Origin of the sequence: Natrinema thermotolerans, assembly GCF_031165565.1 — an archaeon.
GTDB classification, from domain to species: domain Archaea; phylum Halobacteriota; class Halobacteria; order Halobacteriales; family Natrialbaceae; genus Natrinema; species Natrinema thermotolerans.
This window is the reverse complement of record NZ_CP101873.1, coordinates 197283-222754: the sequence shown is the minus strand read 5'-3', so window position 1 is coordinate 222754 and position 25472 is coordinate 197283. Positions and strand designations below refer to the sequence as shown.

The window sequence follows — 25472 nt, the reverse complement described above, 5'->3', positions numbered from 1 at the left end:
GTCGGATCCCGGCTACTCGTCGCCGTCCGCCGGGTCGTCGGCGTCCGTCCCGATGGGTTCCGTGTCCGTCTCATCCTCGAACTCGATGACGTCGGCGTCGTCCGACTCGTCGGACTCGCGGGTCGGTGCCGCGTCGTCGATCGTGATCGTCACCGGTTCGGTCTCGTCCTCGAGATCGGGCGGCGTCCCGCGGTCGGCCTCCCGATCGACGATACGATCGAGCGTGAAGATCGTGTTCAGTTCCGCCTGGACCTGGTCGACGACGCCGCCGACGAGTTCGCTGGGCTGGATCGCGGTGTACTCGTAGGGGTTGTTGCCGGCCCCCTCGTTCTCCCGTTTCTCCCGCGTGACCCGTTCTTCCTCGTGGAGTTCCGCCAGCGCCTCGCGGACGGTGCTGGGATAGAGACCGGTCCCCTTCGCGACCTCCTCGGACGTACTCCCCGGGTTCGCGAGCAGGAACACATAGATCTTCGCGCGGGTCTCCGTGTCGAGGATCCACGAGAGCAGGTCGATCAGCCGCTGGTCGAGTTCCTCGACCGTCGGATTGCGGCGCTCTCCACCCGGCTCGACGACGTCGTGGTCCTCGAGCGGTTCGTTTCCCTCGCCGTCGACCGGACCCTCGTCAGTGTCGTCGAAACTCATGTGTTTTCTCGTACAGGTGGAGGCTTCCCGCGGAGTTAAACCTTTGTGGGGGTCGTCACTCGGTCTGCAGAAACAGCGAGTTACACAGCGCGTCCGGCCCCTCGTCCTCGAGCAGCCGGCGCTGGCGGTCAGCGCCGCTCTCGCGCTCGTAGACCCGTTTGATCCCGTCGATTCCGAGTCGTTCACACTCCCGGTCGACGAGTTCGCCCAGTTCGACGGTCCCCTCGAGGTCGCGGTCGATGAAGGCAGCGTCCTGTCCGTACCGGATCGCGCGCCACTTGTTCTCGTCGAGCAGTTCCCGCCGGTGGTCGTGACCGGTCGCGCCGTCCTCGTACTCCTCGGCCAGGGCACAGACGAGTGCGTGGGCGTACTCGACGAACGCCAGCACGACCTCGGGGTCGGCCTGGCCGTCGGGCGTCCGCAACTCGACGGTGCCGTGGGCGGTGTGGGGTCGCACGTCGTACCAGAGTTCGCCCCGATCGTTGATCGAATCGGTCTCGAGCATCCGGCGCTCGAACCGGTCGAAGGCCTCGAAGTCCTCGAAGTGGGTCGGCATGCCGGTGTTGGGAAGCGCCTCGAAGATCTTCGCGCGGGCCGACTGGAGCCCGGTGTCGAACCCGTTCCAGTACGGCGAGTTCGCGGACAGCGCGAGCATGATCGGCACGTACCACCGCAGTTCGTTCGCGATCCAGACCGCCTTGTCGGCGTCGTCGACGCCGACGTGGACGTGGACCCCCGCCGTCGTGTTCCGGTGCTGGGGATACTGGATCCGGTCGAGCTGTGCCCGATAGCGGGGTTTCTCGGCGTGTTCGAGTTCCTGCCACTTCGCCAGCGGGTGGAGGCCCGCGGCGGCGATCCGGTAGCCGTGAGCCTCGGCGTGGTCGACTAACGCCTGCCGGATCGCAAGCAGCGAGTCGCGGGCGTCGTCGGGGTCCTCGATCAGCGGCGTCTGGGTCTCGATGACGAACTTGAACAGTTCGTGATCGAGTCGGCCCTCGAGGATCTCGGGCGGGTCGTGTTCGTAGACGAGGTCGTCGGTCCCGCTGGTGGGGCGACCGTCCTCGTCGACGACGAAACACTCCTCCTCGATCCCCAACGTACCCATGCGCGTAAACGACTCTCGGGACCCGCGTTCCATCGTATCGCCTTTTCGACGCCGACAGTAAATACGGTTTGGAGTCGGAGCGTTCGGCCGGAACGTGGGCCGGTCGCCCCGCCCGCGCGATCAGGAGGCGACGCGTTCGGGCTCGGGCTCGCCGTCGGCCTCGTCCTCGCGGAGCTTGAACTTCTGGACCTTCCCGCTGGGGTTCTTGGGGAGTTCGTCGACGAAGTAGTAGGTCCGGGGGCGCTTGAAGTCGGCCAGCTGGTCGCTCTCGCGAACGAACGCGTCGAGATCGGACGCCTCGACGCCGTCGGCGACGACGTAGGCGGCGACCCGCTCCCCCCACTCGTCGTCGGGTTCGCCGACGACGGCCGCCTCCGCGACGGCGTCGTGGGCGAACAGCGCGTCCTCGACCTCGGCCGGATAGACGTTCTCGCCGCCGGAGACGATCATATCGTCCTTGCGATCGACGACGTAGAGGTAGCCGTCGTCGTCGCGGTGGCCCAGGTCGCCGGTGTAGTACCAGGTCGTGCCGTCGGCCTCGCGCAGCGACTCCGCGGTCGCCTCCGGTCGGTTCCAGTACTCGCGCATCGTGCAGGGGCTGGCGATCAGGATCTCGCCGATCTCGCCCGGCTCGACTTCGGCGTCCGGCTCCGCGTCGGGTTCGACGATCCGCAGCCGGTGGTTGAGCGCCGGGAGGCCGGCCGAGCCCTGCTTCGAGAGCTGGTCCTCCGGGGGCTGGAAGACGCCGGCGGGGCCGATCTCGGTCATCCCGTAGGCCTGGAGGTAGTCGTCACAGAGGTGTTCCCGGCAGTTCTCGAGGACCTGCTCCGGCATCGGGGCCGCGCCGTAGAGGCCGAGCCGGAGCGAGGAGACGTCGACGTCCGCTTCGGCGGCGGTCATCGACAGCGCGTTCCAGGCCGTCGGGGCCGCGAAGAGGAGCGTGACGCCGTGTTCCGCGACCGCCTCGAGGGTCGCCTCCGGATCGAACTCGTGGTGGATGACGCTGGTCGCGCCGCGGTGGGTCCGCGGGAAGAGGTTACAGTGGAGTTCGGCGCAGTGATACAGCGGCATCACCGACAGTCCCACGTCGTTGCGGGTCATCTTCCCCTCCGCGATACACAGGAGGTTGTGTTCGACCATGCTGCGGTGTTCGTGGACGACGCCTTTCGGCCGGCCCGTCGTCCCCGACGTGTAGATGAAGGCGTAGACGTCGTCTTCGGCGACGCGGACGTCGGGCTTCTCCGGAGAGCCCGACTCGAGCAGGTCGTAGAACCCGCGGGCGTAGTCGGGGGCCGCCTCGCGGTCGTCGTCGATGAACACGTACTCCGAGACGGTCTCGAGGTCTGGTTTGGCACCTTCGACGGCCTCCCGGGTGGCAGCCTCGAACAGTACCAGTTCGGCTTCGGCGTCGGTGACGATGTACTCGATCTCCCCCGCCGGCAGCCGGAAGTTCAGCGGGGTGAAGACCGCGCCGATCTTCGCGCAGGCGTAGACGGTCAGGGCCATCTCGGAGCCGTTGTACAGCACCGTCGCTACTCGATCCCCTTTCTCGATGCCGGCCTCGAGCAGGGCGTTGGCCAGCCGGTTTACCCGCTCGTCGAACTCGGCGTAGGTCCAGCGCTGGTCCTTGCGCGGATAGACGATCGCGTCCCGGTCGGGGTGGCGCTCGACCGTCCCCTCGAGCGTGTCGCCGATAGTGGGGTGTTCTGACATACCACGCTCGCGTACCACGACCGATCATATAGTAGTTAGTATGCGGCCGTTCGTCCGTTGATCGACGGATTTGTCTCGTCGGAGTCGGGTGCCGCGACAACAGGGCCGGGGTGGCCCGGGTGGGACTCGGTAACTCAGTGACTAGTTGAAGCCGCTCCCACGAACGGCTGCGTTAACACCCCACACGAACGGGCATGAGTGTACCGGCTGGGTTCGACGGTCGGTGGGAGAAAGAAACCTCGAAACCCGTCTTCGAATCGCTCTCGAGTGGCGAGAGTCCCTTACAGACCGTTACTTCGGTCGTGCGACGATCCCGAGGTGATCCGTATGATACCGCTCGAGCCGTTCCGCTTCCACGACCTCGTACCCCTCCTCCAACTCTCCCTGAACATCCTCGAACACCGCCGTTGGCTCTCGAGTCACGTCTTCACTCCGGGCTTTCACAGCCAGAAGCAGCCGTCCGTCGTCAGCCAAGAAGCGCCGATTCTCGAGCGCGACCCGCGCCTGCCCGCGCGTCGCCACGTCCTGGACGATCACGTCGACGTCGGACTCGACGACGTGGGCGTAGCTCTCGGGCTTCCGGGCGTCTTTCAGCAGCGGGAAGAGTCGATCGCGCGATTCCGCGGCCTCGAGCAGGTCCCGAGCCGGCCGCGCGGCGAACTCGACGGCGTAGGTCGGGCCGGCGAAGTCGGCCACGTGGCTCACGGTCGTCCCGCTGGCGGCCCCCAGATAGAGGACCGTCTCGCCGCCCGCGAGGCCGGTGTCCATGCCCAGCTCGAGCATCGCTCCGAGCTTGGATCGGTTCGGGTTCCACGCGCGCCACTCGCCGTCCTCAGAACTCTCCGAGTTCTGATTGGCTGCAGCAGACTCCGTCTGCTGAACGTCGGTTGGTTCGCCGTAGACCGGTTCGCCCTGTGTCGCGAGTCGCTCGGTCCCGTCGAACTCGCGGCGCTGGACCCCCGTCGGCAGCTCACTCATCGTCGACACCCCCGTCGGTCGCCGCCTCGTCTCCACTGTCTCCGTCCGCGTTTCGCGCCTGGATCGTCTCGATCCGCTCGGTCAGTTCCGCCTCGAGTTCCGGCTTCAGGTCGCCCGAGTAGTGATCGACGCGGGCGGCGATGGCGAGTTTCCCCGCGACCGCACGCGCCGCGGAGCCGCGCTCGTCGGGGTGGGTCCCCCGCACCGCGTCGTGGGTGTAGATGATCCCGTGTTTTGGCGAGGGCGCGTGGCCCCGCAGGTGGGCGAATAACGCGTCCTCCGCGCCCAACACCTGCACCGTGCCGCTGGGTTTCTTCGCGAGTTCCTCGAGGCCGCCGGCCAGCGAGATCAGCCGGGCCGCCAGCACGGGGTCGGCCAGCGCCGCAAGGTTTGGCGCGACGACCGGCGTCCGCCGTTGGACGAATTCACGGAGGTCATCGGCCTCGTCGGCCAGTCCAGCCACCCGTTCGGCCAGCGAGCGCACGGCTGGCTCACCGAGGTCGTCGCCGGCCTCGCCGCTGGCCACCTCCCGCGCGTACTCGACGCCGGTCCCGGCGTCGGGGTCGATCGTCCCGGCCCACTCGGCCAGCCGCTCGGCGAGTTCGTTGGCCGTTCGCTCGCAGTCGTCCATCGCCCGCACCGCGTGAACGAGCTGGCGGTCGTCGGCCCGCTCGCGCTCGGTCACCGCAGCCCGGGTGGCCTCGGTCGTCACCTCGCGGAGGGCGTCGTAGTACTCGTCGGTGTCGTCCGCGAACCCGTCTTCGACCGCGAGACGCGGCCAGTCGCGGGGCTCGTCGGCGCTTCCCTCGCGGACCGCGGCCGCCGTCGCGTCGGGATCGTCGCGGTCCCCGGCCGCGAACCACCCGTCCGTATCACTCATGGCGAGTCGTTCCGGGCGCGGGCGATTAAAGCCCCCGTTCGCGGTCGCGTCGATCGCCGCGGCTATGGCGACGGGCTCGAGGTCACACTCTCGGATTCGAACGACAATCAGCGGACCGTCAGACGCCGAACGTCGCGCGAAGCATGTCGCGGGTCCCGGGGCCGAGGCCGACGGCGACGACGGTGATCATGAGCAAGACGGCATAGCGCGGGCTGTCCTCGAAGACCGTCTCGTCGAAGATCCAGATGACGAAGACGGCGGCGGCGAGTTTCACCAGCAGGAACGGCCACGCGGAGCCGGTCGCCGACACCACATCGGCGGGCAACACGTCCGCAGTCGTGTTGGCGATGGCACGGTTGATCGGGTGTTTCGGGACGAGGTTGGCCGGGAGCCCGAGCGTCGTCGCCCAGTCGAGGCCGATCACGTTCGCGACCCCGTCGACCGCGTGGGCCCAGATGACCACGATCCCCATGTATCGGGTCCCGCGGTTCAGTTCCGGCGCGTATCGCTCGAGGCCGAACCAGGTGATCGCCGTCGCGACGGTCGCCCCGACGAGGACGACCAGCGGGATCAGCGGATAGAACTCCGAAAACGGCTCCGTCGCTGCCGTGTAAGCCAGATACGCGATCGTAATCGTCAGTACAGCAGTCCCGATCCCGGCCAGCGGATACTCGTAGCCCGAGACGTAGTCGTTGCGCTCGAGCCAGATCGAGGTCACGACCGCAAAGAGCGCGATGAAGAAGACGGTGAAGTAGATCAGCGGGCTGATGATGAAGCCCGACCACGGCAGCTGGATGGCCATCTCGCCGGTGTACTCGTAGGCGGCGGCGTTGGCGTCCTCGACGACACGCAGGGCGCCGCCAAAGAGCATGAACGGGAACAGGGCGAAAAAGCCCGCACGATACCGCTCGATCTCGAGCCGGCGCACGAGGAAGATGATCCCGATCAGCAACAGGACCAGCGTGGGGATGTAGCCGGCGTAGGAGACGAACGTGTAGCCGGGTTCGGCCGTCGGTCCGGCGTTGGTGGCCGCTTCGGTGCAGGGAACCTGTTCGCCGCCGGCCCAGGCGACGCAGTTCCAGCTGTGTGCGTCGGCGACGACGGGGCCCCAGAAGTACTGCCAGATGAACTCGACGTACACCCGCTGGGGGAAGATCACCGCCCCGAGGGCAACGACGACCGCAAGCGTGGCGACGGTCGCGGCCCAGACGCGCTCGGCCCCGAACCGGTCGATGAAATCGTCCATACCGGAATCCCGTAGTGGGGGGCGCTTACCGTTTCCGATTTCAGCCCGCCTGACACTCACGATTGCCCGCTGACGAGCGCCATCAGATGGACCGTCTCAGCCGTCGATCTCCCGGGCTGCCGCGAGGACGGCATCGTGAATCTCGCCGTTCGAGGCGACCAGTCCCTCGCTGTCGTGTCGCCAGCGATCCCCCGAGAGGTCGGTGACGACGCCGCCGGCCTCGCGGACCATGCCGACGCCGGCGACGGTGTCCCAGGAGTTGGCCCGCACGTTGGTCAGCGTCCCCTCGAGCGCGCCCGAGGCGACCATCGCCAGCTCGAGCTGGGCGCAGCCGTACCGACGCATGTCGTCGAACCGCCGGACGATCGCCCGGGTCGCGGCGGCGTACTCGTCGCGCCGGTCGCGGCCCCACCAGAACGTCGGGCAGACGGTGGCGGCCGCGGGATCGTCGCAGTCACTGACTGACAGCGGCTCGTCGTTGCGGGAGATGCCGTCGGGGCCGAACCGGTAGACGTCCCCGAGCGCGGGGCAGTCGAACGCGGCGGCGACCGGCTCGCCGTCGATCACGGCCGCGACGGCGGTGCCGAACGCCCGGGACCCGTCGACGTAGTTGTTCGTTCCGTCGATGGGATCGACGATCCAGGCCGGCCCCGATTCGGGAACCCGCTTCAACGCGTCCTCCTCCTCGCCGACGACGGGATCGTCCGGGAACGTCTCCCGAATCGTCTCGATGACTCGCTCTTGGGCGTCGCGATCGACTTGCGTGACGACGTCGGTTTCCCGGTCTTTCGACTCGATCTCGAGGTCGGTCCGGAACGAGTCGGCCGCGACGGCGGCTCCCGCCGCGGCCGCGCGAACCGCGACGGCTTCGCGGCGGGACGTGGCTTCGCTCATGTCCGTTCTCGGTGGCCGGGCCGGAAAAGTGGTCGTGGTATCCACAGATCGGAACCACGTTCCATCGTAGCGTTCGCGTTACTCGAGCGGACACAGCGTTTGCTGTCCGGTTCGTCGGTCGGCAGAAGTTTGCGAGGGCAAGACGCTCCGTCTTGCCGCGCACTATGGTGAGTGCGAGGGGAGGGGATCGAACCCACGAACTCCTACGAGAGCGGATCTTGAGTCCGCCGCCGTTGACCGCTTGGCTACCCTCGCACGCGTCTCCCTCTGGGGCCGCCCGGAGGTTAAATCGTCCGATTCGGATCGGCGGTGGCCCGAAAACGGATCCGTTCCGTCCCGTCACCGTCGGGGATGGCGGCGGGCCACGAGTGGCGCCTGACTCAGACGGCCCGCGTCTCGAGGTCGGCCTCGGTGTAGCGCCGGTCGCAGTTCACACACTGGTAGTCGCCCTCGATGTGGGCGTAGAGGCGTTCCCCGCAGTGCTGGCAGCGGCCGTACGGATGCTCCATACCGCGACGTAAGGGATCACATCCGAATAAAGGCGGTGCTTACACACTCGCCGTCTGAAGTGACCGACGGAGGTTTCCGGCGCTCGACCGTTCGGTCGGGTATGGACGACCACACCCGGGACCCGACGGTCGAGCCGCCCGCCGGAACCCCGACCGGATGGGATCCAGAGGCGGGTCGCTGGGACCACGCGACGCTCCGCCGGGCGACGGTCCACGGCGTCGCGTGCTACAACGCGGGCGCGTACCACGAGTCACACGACTGCTTCGAAGCGGAATGGTACAATTACGGGCGGGGTTCCACCGAGAGCGCCTTCTGTCACGGACTCGTGCAGGTCGCAGCCGGAGCCTACAAGCACTTCGATTTCGGGAACGACGACGGAATGCGGAGCCTGTTCGAGACCGCGCTGCAGTACCTCCGGGGAGTACCCAACGACTACTACGGCGTCGACCTCCTCGCCGTCCGGACGACGCTGACCAACGCCCTCGAAGACCCCGCGGTTCTCGAGGGCTGGCAAATCGAAATCGACGGGGAGGCCCCGGTCGCCACCGACGCCGACTTCGCGTACGCCGCGGGGCTCGAGGAGTAGCTGTGCCCCGCCGATCGTTTCTTGACGATCCATGTCGTCGAAACCCGAGCTAACATATATCACGGACGGTGTCGTTCACCCGGTATGTCATCCGAAACGGAACTCACGCGACTCTCCGCGACGGCTCTCGCGGCTCGCATTCGGAACGGCGACGTCACGGCGACCGAGGCGGTCGAGGCCCACCTCGAGCGGATCGACGAGCGCGACGACGAGATCAACGCCTTCGTCACGGTCTGTGCAGAGGAGGCCCGCGATGCGGCGGCGAAGGCCGACGCCGCGCTCGAGGACGGCGCGGACGTGGGTCCGCTCCACGGGGTCCCGCTCGCGCTGAAGGACTTAGGCGCGCTGAAGGCCGGCGTCCGACACACGTACGGCTCGGCGCTGTTCGCCGACCACGTCGCCGACCGGACCTCGGCGATCGTCCAGCGGCTCGAGGACGCCGGCGCGATCGTGATCGGAAAGACGAACACGCCGGAGTTAGGCCACAAGGGGACGACCGACAACGAACTGATCGGGGCGACCGCGTCGCCGATCGATCCCGACCTGAACGCCGGCGGCTCTTCGGGCGGCTCAGCGGCGGCACTGGCGGCCGGGATGGCCCCGATCGCGACGGGCAGCGACGCGGGCGGGTCGCTTCGCATTCCCGCGGCGGCCTGCGGCGTCTACGGGTTCAAACCGACGTTCGGGCTGGTACCCGACGACGGCCGGCCGAGCGCGTTCGGGCGCGAACTCCAGCACACGACGAAGGGGCCGATGACCCGGACCGTCGCCGACGCCGCCCTGTTGCTGTCGATCATGGCCGATCCCCACCCCGATGATCCCAACAGCGTCCCCGTCGAGATCGACTATCGGGGGGCCGTCGAGCGCCCGATCGACGACTACCGGATCGCCTACAGCCCCGATCTGGACGTCTTTCCCGTCGCCGACGAGGTCCAGACGGTCGTCGACGAGGCAGTCAGCGCCTTCGCGGACGCGGGCGCGACTGTCGACGAGATCGGCGTCGATCACGGCTACTCGATGGCCGAACTGAGCGAGGCCGCGATGCCGGCGTATACGACCTCCGTCCTCGAGAGTGCCACGGTCATGGAGGAGGCCCACGGCGTCGACTTTCGGGCACGATCCGACGAGGTCTCGGACAGCCTGCTTGCGATGCTCCACGTCGCCGACGATCACGGGCCCGCGGACGTCGCCCGGTCGGGGATCGTCCGCACTGGCGTGTACGACGCCGTTCAGGATGTACTGGCCGACTACGACCTGCTCGTGGCCCCGACGCTGTCGCAGGCCGACGTCTCCCTCCACGCCGATCTCGAGGCCGAGGCTTGGGAGTGGCCCATGACCTGGCCGTTCAACTGGACCGGCCACCCCGTCGCCTCGGCCCCCGCCGGGCTGACCGAGCGCGGCGGTCCCGTCGGCCTGCAACTGGTCGGTCGCCGCTTTGCCGACGACGACGTCCTCGCGGCGAGTGCGGCCCTCGAGCGCGAGCGGCCATGGGACGGGCTCTACGAATAGTCTCACCGGTCAGATCCGACGCCCTCAGATCGACTCGAACCGCTGTGCCGTCGGCAGCGCCCAGCCGTACGTGACCGCGGCCAGCCGCGTACCGACCGTGATCGCGGCGCAGGCGGCCGCGGCGGTGGTTCCCGACGCGCCGACGATCGCCACGATCCAGTAGGTCGTCCCGCCTAGCACGGCACAGCTCGCGTAGAAGTCCTCGAACAGGATGAACGGCGGGCGATCCAGCAGGACGTCGGCGATCGCGCCGCCGCCGACGGCGTTGATCGTCGCGATGACGACGACACCGAAACTCGAGACGCCGGCCCCGGACGCCACGATGGCCCCGGCCGTGGTGAACGCGGCGAGGCCGACGGCGTCCGAGACGAGCGTGACCGGATGATCGTCCGGCGACTCGAGGGCGATGCTGAGTCCGATCGCCAGGGCGATGCCGAGGAGTCCGAGGCCGATCTCCGTGGGATCGCTCAGCGCGAGCGGGACGCGGTTGACGAGGAGATCGCGCGTCGCGCCGCCGGCGAAGGCCGTGGCGAGGCCGACGACCGCGATCCCGAACAGATCGTACTCCTCGCGGATCGCCTTGCTCGCGCCGACGAGCGCGAACGCGACCAACCCGATCGCGTTCATCGCGACGAACGGGTCGGCGAGTACTGCGGTAGCGACGTCCCGTATCACGAGGGAGTCTCCGACCGGAACGGCCTTGAGCGCTACGCATCGCTCGGTCCGGCGCGCGGCGTTCCCGTTCCGATCACCAGCGGACACCCGACTCGCTCTCCGCAACCCAAACCCATTTTCGCTCGCTGGCCCACTTCCTGCACATGGGAACGAACGACGCCGAGACAGTCGCACCCGAAACGTGTCCGACAGCGAACGGCATGCCGATGCTCGGTCTGGGAACCTGGCAGAACGACGATCCCGAGCAGTGTGCCGAGAGCGTCCGTACGGCCCTCGAGACGGGCTATCGCCACATCGACACCGCCCAGGCCTACGACAACGAGGAGGCGGTCGGCGAGGGGATCGCCGCCGCCGACGTCGATCGCGAGGAGATCTTCCTCGCGACCAAGGTCTGGATCTCGAACCTCGACCACGACGACGTCCTCGAGACGGCCCGGGCGAGCCTCGACCGACTCGGCGTCGACTACGTCGATCTGCTCTACGTCCACTGGCCGGCCGGCGAGTACGACCCCGAAGGGACCCTCTCGGCGCTCTCGGAACTGTACGACGAGGGCCTGATCGAGAACGTCGGCGTGAGCAACTTCCGCCCCGAAGACCTCGAGGTAGCCGTCGACGTCTGTGACGCGCCGATCTTTGCGAACCAGGTCGAACTCCACCCGCTGCTTCCCCAGGCGGAGATCCGAGCGGCCTGCGAGAACGACGACGTCGAGGTCGTCGGCTACTCGCCGCTGGCCCGCGGGCAGGTCTTCGACCAGCCGGAGATTCAGGAGATCGCCGAGAAACACGGCGTCACCGAAGCACAGGTCAGCCTCGCCTGGGCCCGCGAGAAAGGCGTCACGGCGATCCCGAAGGCGACCGGCGAGGACCACATCGGCGATAACTGGGCCTCGCTGACGGTCGACCTCGAGCAGGAGGATATCGACGCGATCGACGCGATCGACGAGACGAGCCGCGAGGTCGACCCCGACTTCGCACCCTGGAACTGAGCGGAGCCACAGTCGCGAGTCGCGTTTTTCCGTCCGGTATCGACCTGTCGTTCGCAAAGAAAGAGAAGGAAAGTTTACGGTACGCCGGCTTTTTGGCTCGCGTATGTCTACCCGCTCACGAAGCGGTGGCGGCGGTGGGTTCGTCGGCGCGGTCAGAGCCGACGTCCAGCGGTTACACGGGGCCTGGATGGAGATCGTCTTCCCCAGGCAACGTGGCCGTGGCCACTCCGTCATGGGCAAGTGGCAACCCGAGAGCCTCCCGCAGAAGGTGGCCTATCACGGCTGGAGCGCGCTCGGGGTCGTCGGCTTGCTCCTCCTTTACCCGCTTACCGTCCTCGGCCTCGCGACCCGCTACTACGCGGCGAAACTCGACTCGACACGGACCCGGCTGGGCATCGTCGGCGTCACCGGCATCGCCCTGCTCGGCTGGGGCCTCCTGACGATCGCCTGGGGGGCGATGTCGTACATGGAACAGGTCGACATCCCCCTCGAGGCGGTGCTTGCGGTCGCGGCGGCAAGCGGCGTCGCGACGGTCGCGACCGCGCTCGCCGCGTCGGCGACGAAGGTCGGCGGCCGCGGGACGACAGTCGTCTTCGCCTACCCCTTCGCGATGACGGCGTTGTTCCTGCCGCCGGTCGTCGCCGCCCTGGTCACGCCATCGCTGCATCCGTACATCCTCGACCCCAGCTACGAGTTCGCCGCCTGGGCACTGGACAACGTGTTGGTCGTCGGCGGCCTCAACGAGTTCCTCCGGAGCAACTTCACGCTCGAGGGGGCGGCCTACGCCGGGATGTGGCTCGGGATTTCGTTCCCGCTGGGCTGGTTCTTCGGAATCGTCGTCGCGCTGGCGAACCTCGTTCGGCCGTCGCAGTAACTGCCGCTCGCTTTCGATCAACCGACGTGAACGGACTGCCGATTCCCGATACCATTAGGGGCCCCTGTCCTAACGGTCGCCCATGGAGTTCAACCAGACGACGACGGCGGCCGCGTTCCTCGCGATAATCGTGATCGGCGTCGGTGGCCTCGTCGCCGCGCCGATGATGGCGACGGAGACCGTCCTGATGATGGTCGCACCGTCGATGATCGCCTTCGGACTGATCATGCTCGCCATCGGCGTCAAACACGGCGAGTACCGCGCAACGGGTCGATAACGAACGGGTTCGACCCGGACTGCGTTCTCTCCTGAAGACCGGTGATCACGACGTTGTCACCGTCGGCACTCCTCGAGACGCTGCAACCGGAAGAAACGGGTAGTTAGCTGGCGAACGAGCGTCGGCGCCGACGGCCTACATGTAGCCGAGGTCGCGCAGGCGCTCCATCAGGTCTTCCTTGTCCTGGGCGCGGCCGGCGCGTTCGGTCGTTCCCTCGAGGTCCTGCAGCCACGCGGGGTCCTCGTCGGACTTCTCGGTACTGACTTCGCTGCCCAGCGAGCGGAAGCCGGCGAAGTACTTCGGCGAGATCGGGATGTCTTCCTGCTCGACGCCCTCGGGGAGGTCGTCGTCGGCCTCGGGGACGTAGCCCTCCTCGGGGAAGCCCTCGACCGTGTCCGGCACGACGAAGTTCCAGAAGGCGTCCCAGACGGCGGCCTCATCGAACTGCAGGATGGGCTGGATGCGGTCGTGGGGCGGGTAGATGTCGGGGTCGTGTCGCGGCGAGAAGAACGTCTCGTCGGCGCGGGCCTCCTGTTCGTCCCAGCGGACGCCGGAGATGACGCCGTCGATGTCGTACTCCTCTAAGGCGTCGTTGAGCGCGACCGTCTTCAGCAGGTGGTTGCCGACGTAGGTGTCCAGCAGGAACGGGAAGGTGTCTTCCTCGTACTCGAGGATCTCCCGGACGTGGTGCTGGTTGTGGTCGGAGAGTTCCGAAATGTCGATGTCGTCGCCGGGTTCGAGGCCGTGTTCGTCGACGTACTCGCCGACGTCCTCGTTGCGCGCGTAAATGACCTCGAGGTCCCACTCGTCGGCCCAGTGGTCGACGAAGTCGTGGATCCCGTCGAAGTGCTGGTAGTGGTCGATGAAGACCGCGGGCGGTACCTCGAGGTCGAAGCGGTCGGCGACCTCCTTGATGAAATACAGTGTCAGCGTCGAGTCCTTGCCGCCGGTCCACATCACGGCCGGGTTCTCGTAGGACTCGAGCCCCTCGCGGGTGACCTCGATGGCCTTCTCGATCTTGTCCTGAATGTGCTGGTAGTCCTCGGGGTCTTCGCCGTTGCCGTCGTCGTAATCGACGTCGACGTAGTCGGGGAAGTTCTCGGTCATCTCGTGTAATTAGATGTAATTAGGAACTGTAAATCCTTTGGGTCGGCGGAAACGCCTGTCGGGACTTCGGACCGCGAGCGGCCGACCCGACGAGCCGTGCGGCGAATATTTCCCGTCACGAAAGGTTCTTGCCATCGTTCGAGAGAGGTTCTCATATCGAGTGTTAGCATAGGTCTGTGGCCGAGGACGGCGTCGCTCGGCCGCTCGAGCCGTGATCGCGACTACCAACCGTGTCAGCACACGAATCCACGCCGATACGACGGAGCATCGAGGTCGAGTACTGGGTCGTCGACGACCGGGGCCGGCTCGTCGAACCGGGTGATCTCGTCGAGGCGTCGCCGGGTGCCGAACGGGAGTTCGTCGAGCCGTTGCTCGAGATCAAGACGACGCCCTGTGAGTCGACCGCCGAGTTGCGCGAGGAACTGTACGAGCGGCTCGAGGCCGTCCTCGAGCGAGCGGACGAACGCGGGCTGGGACTGGTCCCGCTCGCGACGCCGATCAACCACGGCGAGATTGCGGATCGGCCCAGCGACAGGACCCGCGTTCAGGAGCGGGTCATCGGCGAGGACTTCGAGTACGTCCGCCACTGCGCGGGGACGCACATCCACGTCGAGCAACAGCCGGGACGGGCGGTCGATCAGTTGAACACGTTCATCGCGCTCGATCCGGCGCTGGCGCTGGTCAACTCCGCGCCGTACTTCCGCGGCCGGAACCTGGCAACGGGCGCGCGGTCGAAGCTCTACCGCTGGATGGCCTACGACGATGTCCCTCATCAGGGACGGCTCTGGCCCTACGTCGACGACACCGAGGAGTGGACGCGCCGGCTCGAGCGGCGATACGAGGACTTCGTGACGGCCGCCGTCGACGCGGGGATCGATCGGTCCACGATCCGGGCGCAGTTCGATCCCGAAAGCGCCGTCTGGACGCCGGTCCAGATCCGGGAGTCGTTCGAAACCGTCGAGTGGCGCTCGCCCGACACCGCCCTCCCGAGTCAGGTCGTCCGACTGGCGGACCGGCTGGCCACCGTCGTCGACCGCCTCCGCGGGGCCGAGGTCCGAATCGAGGGTGACACCGGCCGGGTGACCGACGAGGAGATCGTCCTGCCGACCTTCGACGCCGTCATCGAACACGTCAACGCCGCGATCCGGGACGGGCTGGACGCGGACGCGGTGCGGTCCTATCTCGAGCGAATGGGGTTCGAGGTCGCGACCTACGAGCCGATCGCCCACGACATCGGCGGCCGCGGCCCGGTCGACCGCGAGGCGGCGCGTCGACTCCGACTCGAGTACGCCGAACGCCTCGCGAACGATGTTCGACGGGCCGGCCGCATACCCAGTGACTGACCGCTCGACGATCGAACCGCGACTCGATCGCCGCGGCCGAACGTATTACTCGATGGGCCCGTAACTGATCGGTCAGATGACCACACTCAACGACGAGACGATCATCGTCACCGGTGCGAGCAAGGGACTCGGACGCTCGATGGTACTCGCCCTCTCCGAACGGGGCGCGAACGTCGTCCTCACGGCCCGAAGCGAGGACGAACTCGAGACCGTCGCCGACGAGGCGGCCGGCGAGACGCTGGTCGTCCCAGCGGACGTCCGTGCGGCAGATGACGTCGACCGCGTCGTCGAGGCGGCCCTCGAGCGGTTCGGGCGCGTCGACACGCTCATCAACAACGCCGGCGTCTCCGGGCTCAGCTTCGGCGAGGAGCGTCGCTCGCTCGTCGAGACCGACGAGGAGGAGTGGGATACGATTATGGACGTCAACGTCAAGGGCGTCTATCTGTTCACGAAGCGGGTCCTCGAGGCGATGCTCGAGGCCGGTCAGGACTCGGGCAACGTCGTCAACGTCTCCTCGGGGCTGGGCCGGTACGCGATCCCCGACGCCGCGGCCTACATCACCTCGAAGTGGGGGCTCGAGGGCTTTACCCAGGCCGTCGCACTTGAGGTCGAGGACGAGGGGATCAACGTCAACGCGATCGACCCCGGCGGCCGCGTCAACACGCGGATCTGGGAACACCTGCCCGACGACGAGCGCGGGGAGATCCTCCAGCCCGACGTGATGGACGACGCGGCCGCCCTGCTCGCAGCGCAGGGACCGGACGGCGTCACCGGCGAGTCGATGACCGCCGAGGAGTGGGAGGACCGACTCGCCTAATAGCCGGCAGCACAGTCGTACGACACGTCCTGAATCGTTGTTTTCTGGTGGATGTAGACCGGCTCGGAAACGTCGACGAGAAGCGTGACGTCACCCGTTCCGTCGGCCGTAGTGGTCCCCGAACACGAGACCACGACATTGCGGGCCTCCCCTTCGGACAATGTTGTCGGTGCTTGGCTAACCTCGAGGGTGTCGTCGGACGCACCTCCAACGGTGTCGACTTCGACATTGAGGGTAGAGTAGTCGGTGATGTACCTGTTCTCGAGGGTGGCGACTGTCCTGGGTCTATCGTATGAAAAACAGATGAAGATACAAAGATAGTTCCGCACAGTGCGCCCACCGTACCCATCCTGTATCGAGAGATATGCCTCGTCCTCTTCGGCGACGCTCACGGAGGCGTCCCGTTCGGCGACGACCTGATCGAACGCGCCGAGTTGAACGCTGCCGAGAGCGACGCCGAGAACGATCAACAGGAGACCGAACGCGGAGACGAGTCGGTTCATGCGAGGTTATTTTCGGCTGTCCGTTCGCGCCCGTCCGTCGTTTTTCGGTCGATACAGAACGGTTATGTATCTATAGTATTAAATATTGATAGGAGCGCTCGAGAGTGACCACCGAATGAAACGACGCACGGTTCTGGTCGGGTTGGGGGCTCTCACCGCCGGTGGTGGGGTGGCCTTCGGGACCGGTGCGTTCAGCCGGACTGAAGCCGAGCGCGGTGTCACCGTGTCGACCGCAGTCGACGACGCCGCGCTGTTGCGACTCGCACCTGGCTCCGGGGACGACGGCGGGTTCGTCACGGGCGAGAGCGACGGGACGATCACCGTCGAGATCACCGAGGTCGATAACGGTACTTCCGATCCGGGACTAGGTGTAAACGACGGCTCCGTTACCGGGTTTCCCAAACTCATTAAGGCAGAGAATCAGTCGGCCCACGAGATCGAGTTGTCCACGACGGTTTCTCCGACCGGCGGCGTCGTTCTCTTTCCTGACGGCGGCTTCGACGGTCCCGAAGCGATTGATCGGCTCGACGAACCCGAAAATCACGTGCTTCTCTCGCAAGAAGAGTCGGCGGAATTGGGTCTCGCGCTCGATGCCGGGTACGGAACGAGCCAGATTCCCGGGACGGTCTCTGACGGGGACTCAGTCGACCTCGAGATCAGTGCGACCGACGCTGAGAACTAATTTGCTACGTCCGTGCGGTTAGCCGCCATAGCTACGGCTCCTGATCTTCAGCGAGGAAAGCGCATCGGTTAGCTCTCCGCTCTGTTCCGGCCGAAGCGCCTTCAGTCCGTGATGAACTTGTTGTCCCGCCAGTTGACGCCGCCTTGCCCCGAGCCGGTATCGCGGGGCCCTTCGACGACTTCGATGTCCGCGGGACGGGGTTCGCCGTCGACGATCCGGGTCGCATCGAGGTCGCCGTCGCGTTCCGAGATAGCCGTCAGCGTCCCCTTCTCGGCGGCCTCGGCGATCTCACAGAGGACGAGGAACATCTCGTATTGCAACAGCGAGTTCTGGAGGACCGTCTCGCGGTCGCCCTTGAACGCGGCGAACTCGACGAGTTCGGACTCGATCTCCTCTTCCTCTTCCTCGTCCCAGCTGAACGATTTCTGCCGCCGCTCGTCGGGGTCTTCCTCGTAGACCCGGTTTTCCGTGACGCTGGCTTTGAGCTGGGCCGTCGGCGTGTACTTGCTGACCGACTGATCCTCGGCGACGGCCTTGAGGATCAGCGTGTTGTTGCGTCGCGTGATCTCGACGTCGTCGATTCCGTCGGGATATCTCGCCTCGTCGATGTGTTCGCGAAGGTCTTCGAGGGGCAGTTCAAGGGTCGAATGCAGCCGATATACGTGTCTGGATTCCTCTGTTGACATTGTGGGAAGGTGTGTACGGCGATAGTCGTGATCTGTTACTACGAGGGCGTGACTTATATGAGCTGCTATTAAATGCGTGAGATATCAACTCGAGTATATGGGTCACGCCAGTGGGCCGGCCCTACGCGGTCTCGAGCGTCTCCGCGAGTTCGTCCCGTTCCTCGAGTTCCTCGAGGACGTCGGAGCCGCCGACGAACTCGCCGTCGACGAACGTCTGGGGGATCGTCTCCCAACCGCTGTGTTCCGACAGCGCCTGTCGGTACTCGTCGAGCGAGTCGAGGACGTCGACGGTCTCGAACTCGTCGCGGTGCTGGTCGATCAGGCCAAGCGCCTTGCGGGAGTAGCCACACTGGGGCATCAGTTCGGTCCCTTTCATGAAGAGGACGACCTCGTTTTCCTCGAGCGCCTCGGCGACCTGTTCGTCGACTTCGTCCTGATCGAGACCCTGGTTCGGTGGGAACTCCATACTCGTCCGTAGGGCGGTAAGGGGGATATGCCTTGCGTCATCGGCACTCACGCCGGTCGGTCGCGACCGCCGGCCGGACACACCGTTGGCACAGGGAACCCGGGCGATCTAGTCGGCCGACGCCGGCGTCTCGAGGACGTCGAGTTTCTCGGCGGCGTAGCCGAAGACGTCCCGGTAGCCGTTCGGGGACATCAAGACGGGATAGAACGACTCGTCGGCGACCTGCTCGTCGCCGTCGGCGGCGGCGAAGGAGTCGCCGGCCTCGACCTCGGTGAAGTTCTCGACGAACACCTCGTAGGAGTCGGCCTGCTCCTTGCTGATGACATCCGTGAGCCGATAGATCGGGAGGTCGCGTCGGACCGTATCGCCGGGCAACACGCCGACGGCGGTCAGAAACGCCCGCGTCAGCCGGTCGGCGTTTTCGGCGGCCGTCTCCGAGCCCTGGAGCCCGCACTCGACCTCGACCGTGTCGATCTCGGCGAAGAGTCGCCCCTCCGCGAAGTTGCTCGTCTCGACCATCGCCGTCACGGGCAGCTGTGGCACGATCTCCTCGGCCGTCTCGCTGACGCCGTTGACGACGGCGAACGGTTCGGCGTGGCTCTGAGTCGAGTGCATCGAGAAGGTCAGACAGCCCTCGAGTTCGTCGACCAGTTCGGTTGCGAGGCGACCCTCGTGGGTCGTCGCGTCCGGATCGCCGGGGAACGCACGGTTGAGGTCCTCGTCGATGAACCGAACCCGTCGCTCGAGTGCTTCCTCGTTGGCGACGATGAGCTTGACGGGCCGTTCGACGGTCGGGCGCTCGTCGAGCAGCCGTTCGACGGCCCGGACGCCACAGGGTTCGTCCCCGTGAACGCCCGCGACGACTGCGATCTCCGGCTCCCCCGACCCGAGCTGTGCGACTCTCATTACTAGTTAGTTCGGCTGAAGAGCCAAAGGCGATTCGGTCTCTTACCCGGACTGACATGGTGGCATGCCCCACGACCGAGGCGGGGAGACGGCTCAGTCAGCCAGCGACCTTACTGGTACATCCGCAACGGCTGGGCTTGCGAACTCTCCTCCTGTGCGATCGCCTGCATCTGCTGGGCCAACTGCTCTCGCTTCGCCCGGATCTCCTCGGCGCGATCGACCAGTTCGCTCACGTCGATCTCGAGGCCGGTGACGGGGGCGACCCCCTCCTCGAGGAGGACGCTCGCGGCCTCGGGGTCGGGGAACTGGTGGTCGCACTCGACGACGAAGCCGAGGCTGTCGTAGCCCTCGTGGGCGGCGCGGTTGATCAGCGCGCCCGTCGGTCCGGTGATGACGCCGTCCTCCGGCGGGGTCGCCACGTCGGTCTCCGCGAGCCGGTCCCCGGCGTTCCCGGTCTCGATCCCGTAGAGATCGGGTCGCTCGCCGTTCTCGCGCTCCGCGGGGAGGCCGCTGAGATACAGCGGGGTCGCCCCCTGCTCGACGATCCAGCCGGTCAGACACTCCGCGACGCTCTCGACGGCCTTGGCGCTGATCGGCGCGTCGCTTCGCAGCGCCAGCAGATCGTGTTCCTCGTCGACGTAGAGCCGGACCGGCGGTCGAGCGGTCCGATCGCCCTCGCGGTAGACGCCGATCCGCGGGAGCCCCTCGCAGTTGACGCTCGCGTAGTACTCCATCTCCAGTTGCTCGATGAGGTGGTCGGTCGCGATCTTGCCCACGAGACCAACGCCCGGAAACCCTTCGACGAGCGTTGGATCCTCGAGCGCGACCGATTCGCCGTGGACGCGGATTCCTGCCATGCTCGGACCGACGGACGTCACCGGCTTAAAATCGGGGGCAGGGTGTGCCGACACCGTCGCCGGATTCGTTCCCGTCGCCCGCGGATTTATACCGATCGCCGCCGATCGTTCGTCCGACGATGACGACGACCGATCCGGAGTCGGAGAAGACACGGCGGGACCGCGACGCGATCGTCCGTTCCGCAGTCGCGGACGCGATCTTCGACGCCGTCGGGACCTTCTCGCTGCTGGGATTCTCGCTGCTGTTTCTGGCCGTCGGCGTGCGGGGGCTCCTCGTCGACGGATCGACGGCGGTCGCGGTCGCCGCGCTCGCCGCCAGCGTCGCGGTCGCCGGGGCGGCGTTCGAACTGGTCCCGCCGTTTCGGGACTGAGACGGTCTACTGTGAGTCATTTCCGGTGCAACCGCAGAGCGGTCTCGCGGTTGCACCGGGACATCGTTCCGGCAAACCGCACGAGCCGCGTTGGGCCGTCCGCTTCGAAACCCACAAACGCCAGTCGCGCGAACCCGCAGTCGATGGAGCCACTCGAGCGGTATCGACCGATCATCGACGACTTCGAGGACTTTCTGGCGGCCTGTCAGCGGCCGCTCGGCAACGCCGTCCGCGTAAATACGATCAAGGCCTCGGTCGACCGGGCCCTCGCGACCCTCGAGGCGGAGGGACTCGCGTACGAACAGGCCGACTGGAACCCCCGGGTACTGGACCTCGAGACCGACTCGCCAGGCTCGACGTGGGCCTCGTTTCACGGCTTTACCCACGGGCAGGAGGAGGTTTCGGCGGTGCCGCCGGTCGTCCTCGATCCCGAACCCGGCGAGCGGGTCTGGGACTGCTGTGCCGCACCGGGCGGGAAGGCGACCCAGATCGCCGCACTGATGGACGACCGGGGAACGGTCGTCGCCAACGACAACAACCTCGGGCGGATCTCGGCGCTGCGTTTTAACGCCGAACGGCTGGGTGCGACCAGCCTCGCGGTGACCAACGCCGACGCCCGGAACTACTCGCTGTCCCGCTTCGACTTCGACGAGTTCGACCGAACGCTCGTCGACGCCCCCTGTTCCTGCGAGGGGACGATCCGGAAGAACCCCGACGCGCTCGACAACTGGTCGCCGGACCACATCTCCTCGGTCGCGGGCATCCAGAAGGGCATTATCCGCCGGGCGATCCAGGCCACCCGCGAGGGCGGGACGGTCGTCTACTCGACCTGTACGTTCGCCCCCGAGGAGAACGAAGCGGTCGTCCAACACGCCCTCGAGGCGGAGGACTGTCGCGTCGTCGACTTCGATCTCGGGCTGGAACACGCGCCCGGCCTGACCGAGTGGGACGGCCAGTCGTTCGACTCGAGCCTCGAGAAGGCGGCCCGGATCTACCCGCATCACAACGACACCGGCGGCTTCTTCGTCGCGAAACTGGAGGTGACCGCGTGATGAGCGACAACGACGGCCAGCGGTTCGACCGGCTGCCCGCGACCGAAGCGGAACGGGACGTCGAGGGCCGGGCCACCCGCGAGGAGGTCGTCGACTACTTCGCCGACCGGTTCGGGATTCCGTCCGAAACGTTCGACGACTACACCTTCTGGGAGAAGGGCGCGGGCAAGATATGGCTCTACGGCGGCGAGGCGTCGACGCCGCTCGAGATCGAGGCCATCGGCATGACTTGTCTCCGCACCCGCCAAGAACACTGGAAGCCCACGACCGACTTCGTCCAGCGGTTCGGCCGCGCGGCGACCGACTGCGTGATCGACGTAGAGCCCGCTGAGGCCCGCCGGTTCGCCGCGGGGGAGGATCAGGAGATCGAGCGGTGGGACGGCGACTGGGGCTATCTGATCGCCGCCCACGACGTCGGGGTCGGGCCGACGGACCAACCGGGGGGAGACGGTGAACCCGTCGACCGGGGCGAACGCGAGCCGATCGGCGTCGGCCTCTACGTCCACGGCGAACTCCGCTCGATGGTGCCGAAGGGGCGTCAACGCGACCTCGAGTCGTAGCGTCGATCGGCCCCCGACGCTGCCCGCCGGGTGACTACCGTTACGAGGGGATCGGGGGCAGCGCCGCCTCCTCGATCCAGAACGCCTCGACCGCACGGCCGATGTCGGCGAACTCGTCGGGATCGGTCGGTTTCGTCAGGTAGGCGTTCGCACACAGTTCGTAGCTCCGGACGATGTCCTCGTTCGCTTTTGAACTCGTCAGGACCAACACCGGCAGCGACGCGAGTTCCGGGTCGTCCTTGATCGTCTCGAGGACCTCGAACCCGCCGGTCCTGGGCAGGTTCAGATCGAGCAACATCAGGTCCACTTCGGGGCCGTCCTCGCTCGCCGCCCGTTCGTGAAGGAACTCGAGGGCGGCGTCGCCGTCGGCCTCCGTGTGCAAGCTGACATCGAACGACGCCGTGTTGAACGCCTCCTCGATCAACCGCACGTCGCCGGGGTTGTCTTCGACGAGGAGGAGGGAAATCGGTTCCGTGGAGGACTGAGGGGACACGTGACTGTGTCGGGGTAGTGCCTATCGGGGATTAAGCGTGACCACTAAAGACGTTGGTATCGGCCCCGGATCACGCCAGCGAGCGCCGAACGGCGGCGGCAGCACGCTCGAGTCCGTCCCGCTCGTTCGGGGCCAGGTCCCACTCGACGACCTCGCCGACGCCGCCGGCGTCGAGCCGGACGGGGACGCTCACGCTGACGCCTTCGAGCCCGTACTCGCCGGAAAGCGGGGTCGAGAGACAGACCGGTTCGTCGGTTCCGCCGTCGGCCAGTCGAGCGACGATCGTGGCGACGCCGCGGCTCGTAACCCACCGCGACGAGTCCTCTGGCCCCCGCCGCTCGATGACGTCGTAGGGAACGTCGCGGACGTACTCGAGGACGGCCTCGCGCTCGGTCGCCGAGAGATCGATCGGCTCGCCGTCGACGGTCGCCCGCGAGAACGCGGGGACCATGTGTTCGCCGTGTTCGCCGAGGACCGGACAGGAGACGGCGGCGGGCGAGGTGTCGAACCGGCGGGCAAGTTCGTCCGCGATGCGAGCCGTCTCCGACAGGGAGTAGCCGAGGAACCGCTCGCGGGGCCAGCCGCTCGCCTCCCACAGGCGGTAGGTGACCCGATCGGTCGGGTTGGCGGCCACGACCGTCGGCGTCGGGTCGGCCTCGCCGAACCACTCGCCGATGTCGGCGGCGATCTCGAGGTTTCGCTCGAGGTTCGACAGTCGACCGCCCCGTTCGAAGCTGTCGGGGTCGCGCGCGGCGCTCGCGGCGACGACGATCGCGTCGGCCGCGTCGATCGGATCGGGGCCCGGGGACGCGCTCGGATCGATCGCGGTGACGGTGCCGGGCGGGTCGTCGCCGAACGACGGACGCCCCGCCGCGGTGGCGACGTGACACTGCGCGTGGCGCAGATCGATCGCATGGCCGGTCGTGACCGCCGTCTGGGGATCCGCGAGCGTGACGGTCGTCTCCGGACGCTGTACCGCGAGCGTGTACGCGACGGTGCTGCCGATCGTCCCACCACCGCCGACGACGAGGACGTTCATGGCCGGGCTATCGGCGCGGGCACTTGTAACTTGGCCGGGACGTTGTCATCCGGCGGGAGCGCCGTCAGCGCTCGACGAGCGTCCCGCCGGCCAACCCTTCCCACTCGACGCGATACCCCAGCCGCGAGAGGACGGCGCTCGCGTCGGCGATCCCGTACTCCTCGAGGACCGCCTCGGCGTCCTCGAGGGCCATCCCCGCCTCGATCGCGTCGGCGAGCGACTCGAGGACGGCCGGCCGGACGAGCGTTCGGCCGACGCGCTCGTGGTCCGGGACGGAGACGTCCGCAAGGGCGTCCTCGCTGACACTGTGGCGGTCGGCCAGCCGCTCGAGCGCGATCGCGTCCTCGTCGGGACGGAGTTCGTCGGGCAGGGCGGCCGCGCTCTCGGCGACCAGTTGGCGTTCGTACTCCCGGAGGACGTCGGCGACGTCTTTGACCCGGACCGTTCCCGAGTAGGGGATCGCCCGGTGGTCGCGGGCCGCGATCTCCTCGCCGACGCCCAGCGACTCGTCGACGGCCACGAGCATGTCCACGTCCTCGAGGTCGGCCAGTTGCGAGAGTTTCTTCTCGACGTACTCGGGGGTCCAAAACCCCATGATCTCGAAGTAGAGCCGGAAGTCGCCGTAGGCGTAGTCGAACGCGAAGTCCGGAATCATCACCCGCGTCCCCGTCGCGAGCGGCTCGGGCTCGCGCACGAGGTCCCAGTCGAGATCCAGATTCGTGAAGCGGGCGGCGAAGTCTGCCTCGACGCCGCTGTCGAACGAGACGTCCGCGACCGGTTCGGCGTCGGGCACCCGAACGGGATCATCGTGGGAGAGCGAGAGCGTCCGCTCGGTCCCGCGGTCGTCGATCGTCGCCTCGAGCGACCACCGCTCGGCCGACACAACGGTCCGCAGCAGCCGGGCAAAGCGGGTGCCGTACCGCCGCGTCGCCCGGAAGAGCCGGGTCGGGCCGGTCACGACGACCTCCCGTTCGGCGATCCCGTCCGCGAGGTCTGTCTCCGCAACCCCGCCGCTCGGCGTCGGTTCCTCCTCGAGCCGCCGGATCTCGTACAGCAGCCGCAGGCGCTTGATCGCCGAGATCAGCGCCTTCGGATCGCTCGAGCGGACCCGGACTTCGGTCGCGTCGAACAGCGCCGTCTGAGCCAGCGAGAGGTTGTACTGGGCGAGCAGTCCGTCGGGGTCCCAACGCGGCTCGACCGCGGTCAGGACCTGTCGCTCCTCGAGGTCGGCGTAGAGGGCGGTCTCGAGGTCGTCCGCCGAGACGTCGAGCGACTCGCCCGCCCGGATCAGCGCCATCGCCCGCTCGTCCTCGGTGACGACGCCGATCGCTTCGGCGGCCTCGAAGGCCGCCCGGCGGGCTTTCTCGGGGTCGATCGCCGCGTCGGTCTCGAACGTCGCCTCGCGCTCGAGCAGCGCCGAGAGGCCGCGGACGAGTTTGAAGTCGTCGGCCTCGTTCTCCAGGGTAGTCAGCGCGTCCTCGAGGTCGCCGCGGGGTTCGCCGACGTGGCCCTGATAGGTGCCGAGGACTCTGGCCGCGAGCGGGCGTTGGTCGCGGCCGGCGAACTGCGGGTGGTAGCCGCCGCCGGCCCGCGAGACGCGCAGCAGGTCCTTCGTCAGCATTCGTCCGATGTCGGCGCGGCACCGGCAAAAGTGACCCGGACGAAGACCCGACGATAGCCCTCGCCGACGGGGCTCAGGCACTGATATTACGGCG

The 25472-nt window shown here is 67.2% G+C and carries 29 protein-coding genes and 1 tRNA gene; 11 read left to right on the top strand and 19 right to left on the bottom strand.

Annotated features, from left to right (window positions below; genetic code table 11):
* Positions 1–12: 12 nt before the first annotated feature.
* The 9 genes from NP511_RS01160 to NP511_RS01120 form a co-directional block, all read right to left on the bottom strand.
* Positions 13–642 carry a helix-turn-helix domain-containing protein gene (locus NP511_RS01160; RefSeq protein ID WP_049966809.1) on the bottom strand — a complete coding sequence of 210 codons (630 nt, stop codon included), beginning with the start codon at positions 640–642 and terminating at the stop codon, positions 13–15.
* A 55-nt stretch (positions 643–697) separates the two neighbouring features.
* Positions 698–1780 (bottom strand): glutamate--cysteine ligase, encoded by a 1083-nt coding sequence (locus NP511_RS01155; RefSeq protein WP_049966808.1) that lies wholly within the window; start codon positions 1778–1780, stop codon positions 698–700.
* Positions 1781–1867: 87 nt separating this feature from the next.
* A complete protein-coding gene (locus NP511_RS01150) occupies positions 1868–3460 on the bottom strand; it encodes a fatty acid--CoA ligase (protein ID WP_049966807.1) in 1593 nt (530 codons plus the stop codon).
* Positions 3461–3751: 291 nt separating this feature from the next.
* Positions 3752–4438 (bottom strand): fibrillarin-like rRNA/tRNA 2'-O-methyltransferase, encoded by a 687-nt coding sequence (locus NP511_RS01145; protein WP_049966806.1) that lies wholly within the window; start codon positions 4436–4438, stop codon positions 3752–3754.
* On the bottom strand, positions 4431–5318 hold the full coding sequence (locus NP511_RS01140) for an NOP5/NOP56 family protein (RefSeq protein ID WP_049966805.1): 888 nt from the start codon (positions 5316–5318) through the stop codon (positions 4431–4433). The genes NP511_RS01145 and NP511_RS01140 overlap by 8 nt, the downstream gene beginning before the upstream one ends.
* A 118-nt stretch (positions 5319–5436) precedes the next feature.
* A complete protein-coding gene (locus tag NP511_RS01135; RefSeq protein WP_049966804.1) occupies positions 5437–6564 on the bottom strand; it encodes a DUF63 family protein in 1128 nt (375 codons plus the stop codon).
* Positions 6565–6660: 96 nt separating this feature from the next.
* The gene (locus NP511_RS01130) at positions 6661–7458 is read right to left on the bottom strand and encodes an inositol monophosphatase family protein (protein ID WP_049966803.1); all 798 of its coding nucleotides are present in this window, start codon (positions 7456–7458) and stop codon (positions 6661–6663) included.
* A 172-nt stretch (positions 7459–7630) separates the two neighbouring features.
* Positions 7631–7713 (bottom strand) — tRNA-Leu (locus NP511_RS01125).
* 125 nt (positions 7714–7838) lie between these two features.
* Positions 7839–7967, bottom strand: coding sequence for a hypothetical protein (locus NP511_RS01120; protein WP_006180568.1), 129 nt, complete (start codon positions 7965–7967; stop codon positions 7839–7841).
* A gap of 101 nt (positions 7968–8068) precedes the next feature.
* Here NP511_RS01120 and NP511_RS01115 point away from each other — a divergent pair, with 101 nt between their 5' ends.
* Both NP511_RS01115 and NP511_RS01110 read left to right on the top strand, forming a co-directional pair.
* On the top strand, positions 8069–8554 hold the full coding sequence (locus tag NP511_RS01115; RefSeq protein ID WP_049966802.1) for a DUF309 domain-containing protein: 486 nt from the start codon (positions 8069–8071) through the stop codon (positions 8552–8554).
* An 84-nt stretch (positions 8555–8638) separates the two neighbouring features.
* Positions 8639–10063: an amidase gene (locus NP511_RS01110; RefSeq protein WP_049966801.1), complete on the top strand. Its 1425-nt coding sequence runs from the start codon at positions 8639–8641 to the stop codon at positions 10061–10063.
* Between the two features lie 24 nt (positions 10064–10087).
* Here the strand turns inward: NP511_RS01110 and NP511_RS01105 are convergent, their stop codons facing one another.
* Positions 10088–10690, bottom strand: coding sequence for a trimeric intracellular cation channel family protein (locus NP511_RS01105; protein WP_371827954.1), 603 nt, complete (start codon positions 10688–10690; stop codon positions 10088–10090).
* 191 nt (positions 10691–10881) lie between these two features.
* Here NP511_RS01105 and NP511_RS01100 point away from each other — a divergent pair, with 191 nt between their 5' ends.
* From NP511_RS01100 to NP511_RS01090, 3 genes are all read left to right on the top strand, one after another.
* The gene (locus NP511_RS01100) at positions 10882–11724 is read left to right on the top strand and encodes an aldo/keto reductase (protein WP_049966800.1); all 843 of its coding nucleotides are present in this window, start codon (positions 10882–10884) and stop codon (positions 11722–11724) included.
* A gap of 103 nt (positions 11725–11827) precedes the next feature.
* On the top strand, positions 11828–12598 hold the full coding sequence (locus NP511_RS01095; protein WP_049905981.1) for a hypothetical protein: 771 nt from the start codon (positions 11828–11830) through the stop codon (positions 12596–12598).
* An 82-nt stretch (positions 12599–12680) separates the two neighbouring features.
* Positions 12681–12875 carry a DUF7333 family protein gene (locus NP511_RS01090; protein WP_006180574.1) on the top strand — a complete coding sequence of 65 codons (195 nt, stop codon included), beginning with the start codon at positions 12681–12683 and terminating at the stop codon, positions 12873–12875.
* A 135-nt stretch (positions 12876–13010) separates the two neighbouring features.
* Here the strand turns inward: NP511_RS01090 and NP511_RS01085 are convergent, their stop codons facing one another.
* Positions 13011–13982, bottom strand: a complete 972-nt coding sequence (locus tag NP511_RS01085) for a phosphoadenosine phosphosulfate reductase family protein (RefSeq protein ID WP_049966799.1) — start codon at positions 13980–13982, stop codon at positions 13011–13013.
* Between the two features lie 230 nt (positions 13983–14212).
* Here NP511_RS01085 and NP511_RS01080 point away from each other — a divergent pair, with 230 nt between their 5' ends.
* Together NP511_RS01080 and NP511_RS01075 are read left to right on the top strand one after the other, a co-directional pair.
* Entirely contained in the window at positions 14213–15325 is a 1113-nt protein-coding gene (locus NP511_RS01080) for a glutamate-cysteine ligase family protein (protein WP_049966798.1), read from the top strand.
* Between the two features lie 76 nt (positions 15326–15401).
* Entirely contained in the window at positions 15402–16142 is a 741-nt protein-coding gene (locus NP511_RS01075; RefSeq protein ID WP_049966797.1) for an SDR family NAD(P)-dependent oxidoreductase, read from the top strand.
* Here NP511_RS01075 and NP511_RS01070 read toward each other — a convergent pair.
* Positions 16139–16645, bottom strand: coding sequence for a hypothetical protein (locus tag NP511_RS01070; protein WP_049966796.1), 507 nt, complete (start codon positions 16643–16645; stop codon positions 16139–16141). The two genes, NP511_RS01075 and NP511_RS01070, sit on opposite strands and share 4 nt — an antisense overlap.
* Before the next feature lie 115 nt (positions 16646–16760).
* Here NP511_RS01070 and NP511_RS01065 point away from each other — a divergent pair, with 115 nt between their 5' ends.
* Complete coding sequence (locus NP511_RS01065) at positions 16761–17327, top strand: hypothetical protein (protein WP_049966795.1); 567 nt, start codon at positions 16761–16763, stop codon at positions 17325–17327.
* A 101-nt stretch (positions 17328–17428) separates the two neighbouring features.
* Here the strand turns inward: NP511_RS01065 and NP511_RS01060 are convergent, their stop codons facing one another.
* The 4 genes from NP511_RS01060 to NP511_RS01045 form a co-directional block, all read right to left on the bottom strand.
* A complete protein-coding gene (locus NP511_RS01060) occupies positions 17429–18013 on the bottom strand; it encodes a DUF7110 family protein (protein ID WP_006180580.1) in 585 nt (194 codons plus the stop codon).
* Between the two features lie 121 nt (positions 18014–18134).
* Entirely contained in the window at positions 18135–18479 is a 345-nt protein-coding gene (locus NP511_RS01055; RefSeq protein WP_006180581.1) for a glutaredoxin family protein, read from the bottom strand.
* Positions 18480–18587: 108 nt separating this feature from the next.
* The gene (locus NP511_RS01050) at positions 18588–19385 is read right to left on the bottom strand and encodes a M14 family metallopeptidase (RefSeq protein WP_006180583.1); all 798 of its coding nucleotides are present in this window, start codon (positions 19383–19385) and stop codon (positions 18588–18590) included.
* Positions 19386–19495: 110 nt separating this feature from the next.
* Positions 19496–20242, bottom strand: coding sequence for a proteasome assembly chaperone family protein (locus tag NP511_RS01045; RefSeq protein ID WP_049966794.1), 747 nt, complete (start codon positions 20240–20242; stop codon positions 19496–19498).
* A gap of 119 nt (positions 20243–20361) precedes the next feature.
* On the opposite strand from NP511_RS01045, the gene NP511_RS01040 reads away from it, so the two are divergent.
* The 3 genes from NP511_RS01040 to NP511_RS01030 all read left to right on the top strand — a co-directional run bounded on the left by NP511_RS01040 (position 20362) and on the right by NP511_RS01030 (position 22225).
* Complete coding sequence (locus NP511_RS01040; protein ID WP_211249121.1) at positions 20362–20613, top strand: hypothetical protein; 252 nt, start codon at positions 20362–20364, stop codon at positions 20611–20613.
* Between the two features lie 143 nt (positions 20614–20756).
* Positions 20757–21665, top strand: coding sequence for an RsmB/NOP family class I SAM-dependent RNA methyltransferase (locus NP511_RS01035; protein WP_049966793.1), 909 nt, complete (start codon positions 20757–20759; stop codon positions 21663–21665).
* Positions 21665–22225: a DUF7122 family protein gene (locus NP511_RS01030; protein ID WP_049966792.1), complete on the top strand. Its 561-nt coding sequence runs from the start codon at positions 21665–21667 to the stop codon at positions 22223–22225. The genes NP511_RS01035 and NP511_RS01030 overlap by 1 nt, the downstream gene beginning before the upstream one ends.
* A gap of 40 nt (positions 22226–22265) precedes the next feature.
* On the opposite strand, the gene NP511_RS01025 is transcribed toward NP511_RS01030, so the two are convergent.
* The 3 genes from NP511_RS01025 to NP511_RS01015 form a co-directional block, all read right to left on the bottom strand.
* Positions 22266–22718: a response regulator gene (locus tag NP511_RS01025; protein WP_049966791.1), complete on the bottom strand. Its 453-nt coding sequence runs from the start codon at positions 22716–22718 to the stop codon at positions 22266–22268.
* Positions 22719–22788: 70 nt separating this feature from the next.
* Positions 22789–23757 carry a malate dehydrogenase gene (locus tag NP511_RS01020; RefSeq protein WP_049966790.1) on the bottom strand — a complete coding sequence of 323 codons (969 nt, stop codon included), beginning with the start codon at positions 23755–23757 and terminating at the stop codon, positions 22789–22791.
* A gap of 64 nt (positions 23758–23821) precedes the next feature.
* Entirely contained in the window at positions 23822–25378 is a 1557-nt protein-coding gene (locus NP511_RS01015; RefSeq protein ID WP_049966789.1) for a DUF790 family protein, read from the bottom strand.
* Between the last annotated feature and the right edge of the window lie 94 nt (positions 25379–25472).

Excerpts from the sequence above, each read along its gene's own strand:
- NP511_RS01160 (WP_049966809.1), bottom strand. The coding sequence starts at position 642 with ATGAGTTTCGACGACACTGACGAGGGTCCGGTCGACGGCGAGGGAAAC.
- NP511_RS01155 (WP_049966808.1), bottom strand. The coding sequence starts at position 1,780 with ATGGAACGCGGGTCCCGAGAGTCGTTTACGCGCATGGGTACGTTGGGG.
- NP511_RS01150 (WP_049966807.1), bottom strand. The coding sequence starts at position 3,460 with ATGTCAGAACACCCCACTATCGGCGACACGCTCGAGGGGACGGTCGAG.
- NP511_RS01145 (WP_049966806.1), bottom strand. The coding sequence starts at position 4,438 with ATGAGTGAGCTGCCGACGGGGGTCCAGCGCCGCGAGTTCGACGGGACC.
- NP511_RS01140 (WP_049966805.1), bottom strand. The coding sequence starts at position 5,318 with ATGAGTGATACGGACGGGTGGTTCGCGGCCGGGGACCGCGACGATCCC.
- NP511_RS01135 (WP_049966804.1), bottom strand. The coding sequence starts at position 6,564 with ATGGACGATTTCATCGACCGGTTCGGGGCCGAGCGCGTCTGGGCCGCG.
- NP511_RS01130 (WP_049966803.1), bottom strand. The coding sequence starts at position 7,458 with ATGAGCGAAGCCACGTCCCGCCGCGAAGCCGTCGCGGTTCGCGCGGCC.
- NP511_RS01120 (WP_006180568.1), bottom strand. The coding sequence starts at position 7,967 with ATGGAGCATCCGTACGGCCGCTGCCAGCACTGCGGGGAACGCCTCTAC.
- NP511_RS01115 (WP_049966802.1), top strand. The coding sequence starts at position 8,069 with ATGGACGACCACACCCGGGACCCGACGGTCGAGCCGCCCGCCGGAACC.
- NP511_RS01110 (WP_049966801.1), top strand. The coding sequence starts at position 8,639 with ATGTCATCCGAAACGGAACTCACGCGACTCTCCGCGACGGCTCTCGCG.
- NP511_RS01105 (WP_371827954.1), bottom strand. The coding sequence starts at position 10,690 with ATGAACGCGATCGGGTTGGTCGCGTTCGCGCTCGTCGGCGCGAGCAAG.
- NP511_RS01100 (WP_049966800.1), top strand. The coding sequence starts at position 10,882 with ATGGGAACGAACGACGCCGAGACAGTCGCACCCGAAACGTGTCCGACA.
- NP511_RS01095 (WP_049905981.1), top strand. The coding sequence starts at position 11,828 with ATGTCTACCCGCTCACGAAGCGGTGGCGGCGGTGGGTTCGTCGGCGCG.
- NP511_RS01090 (WP_006180574.1), top strand. The coding sequence starts at position 12,681 with ATGGAGTTCAACCAGACGACGACGGCGGCCGCGTTCCTCGCGATAATC.
- NP511_RS01085 (WP_049966799.1), bottom strand. The coding sequence starts at position 13,982 with ATGACCGAGAACTTCCCCGACTACGTCGACGTCGATTACGACGACGGC.
- NP511_RS01075 (WP_049966797.1), top strand. The coding sequence starts at position 15,402 with ATGACCACACTCAACGACGAGACGATCATCGTCACCGGTGCGAGCAAG.
- NP511_RS01070 (WP_049966796.1), bottom strand. The coding sequence starts at position 16,645 with ATGAACCGACTCGTCTCCGCGTTCGGTCTCCTGTTGATCGTTCTCGGC.
- NP511_RS01065 (WP_049966795.1), top strand. The coding sequence starts at position 16,761 with ATGAAACGACGCACGGTTCTGGTCGGGTTGGGGGCTCTCACCGCCGGT.
- NP511_RS01060 (WP_006180580.1), bottom strand. The coding sequence starts at position 18,013 with ATGTCAACAGAGGAATCCAGACACGTATATCGGCTGCATTCGACCCTT.
- NP511_RS01055 (WP_006180581.1), bottom strand. The coding sequence starts at position 18,479 with ATGGAGTTCCCACCGAACCAGGGTCTCGATCAGGACGAAGTCGACGAA.
- NP511_RS01050 (WP_006180583.1), bottom strand. The coding sequence starts at position 19,385 with ATGAGAGTCGCACAGCTCGGGTCGGGGGAGCCGGAGATCGCAGTCGTC.
- NP511_RS01045 (WP_049966794.1), bottom strand. The coding sequence starts at position 20,242 with ATGGCAGGAATCCGCGTCCACGGCGAATCGGTCGCGCTCGAGGATCCA.
- NP511_RS01040 (WP_211249121.1), top strand. The coding sequence starts at position 20,362 with ATGACGACGACCGATCCGGAGTCGGAGAAGACACGGCGGGACCGCGAC.
- NP511_RS01035 (WP_049966793.1), top strand. The coding sequence starts at position 20,757 with ATGGAGCCACTCGAGCGGTATCGACCGATCATCGACGACTTCGAGGAC.
- NP511_RS01030 (WP_049966792.1), top strand. The coding sequence starts at position 21,665 with ATGAGCGACAACGACGGCCAGCGGTTCGACCGGCTGCCCGCGACCGAA.
- NP511_RS01020 (WP_049966790.1), bottom strand. The coding sequence starts at position 23,757 with ATGAACGTCCTCGTCGTCGGCGGTGGTGGGACGATCGGCAGCACCGTC.
- NP511_RS01015 (WP_049966789.1), bottom strand. The coding sequence starts at position 25,378 with ATGCTGACGAAGGACCTGCTGCGCGTCTCGCGGGCCGGCGGCGGCTAC.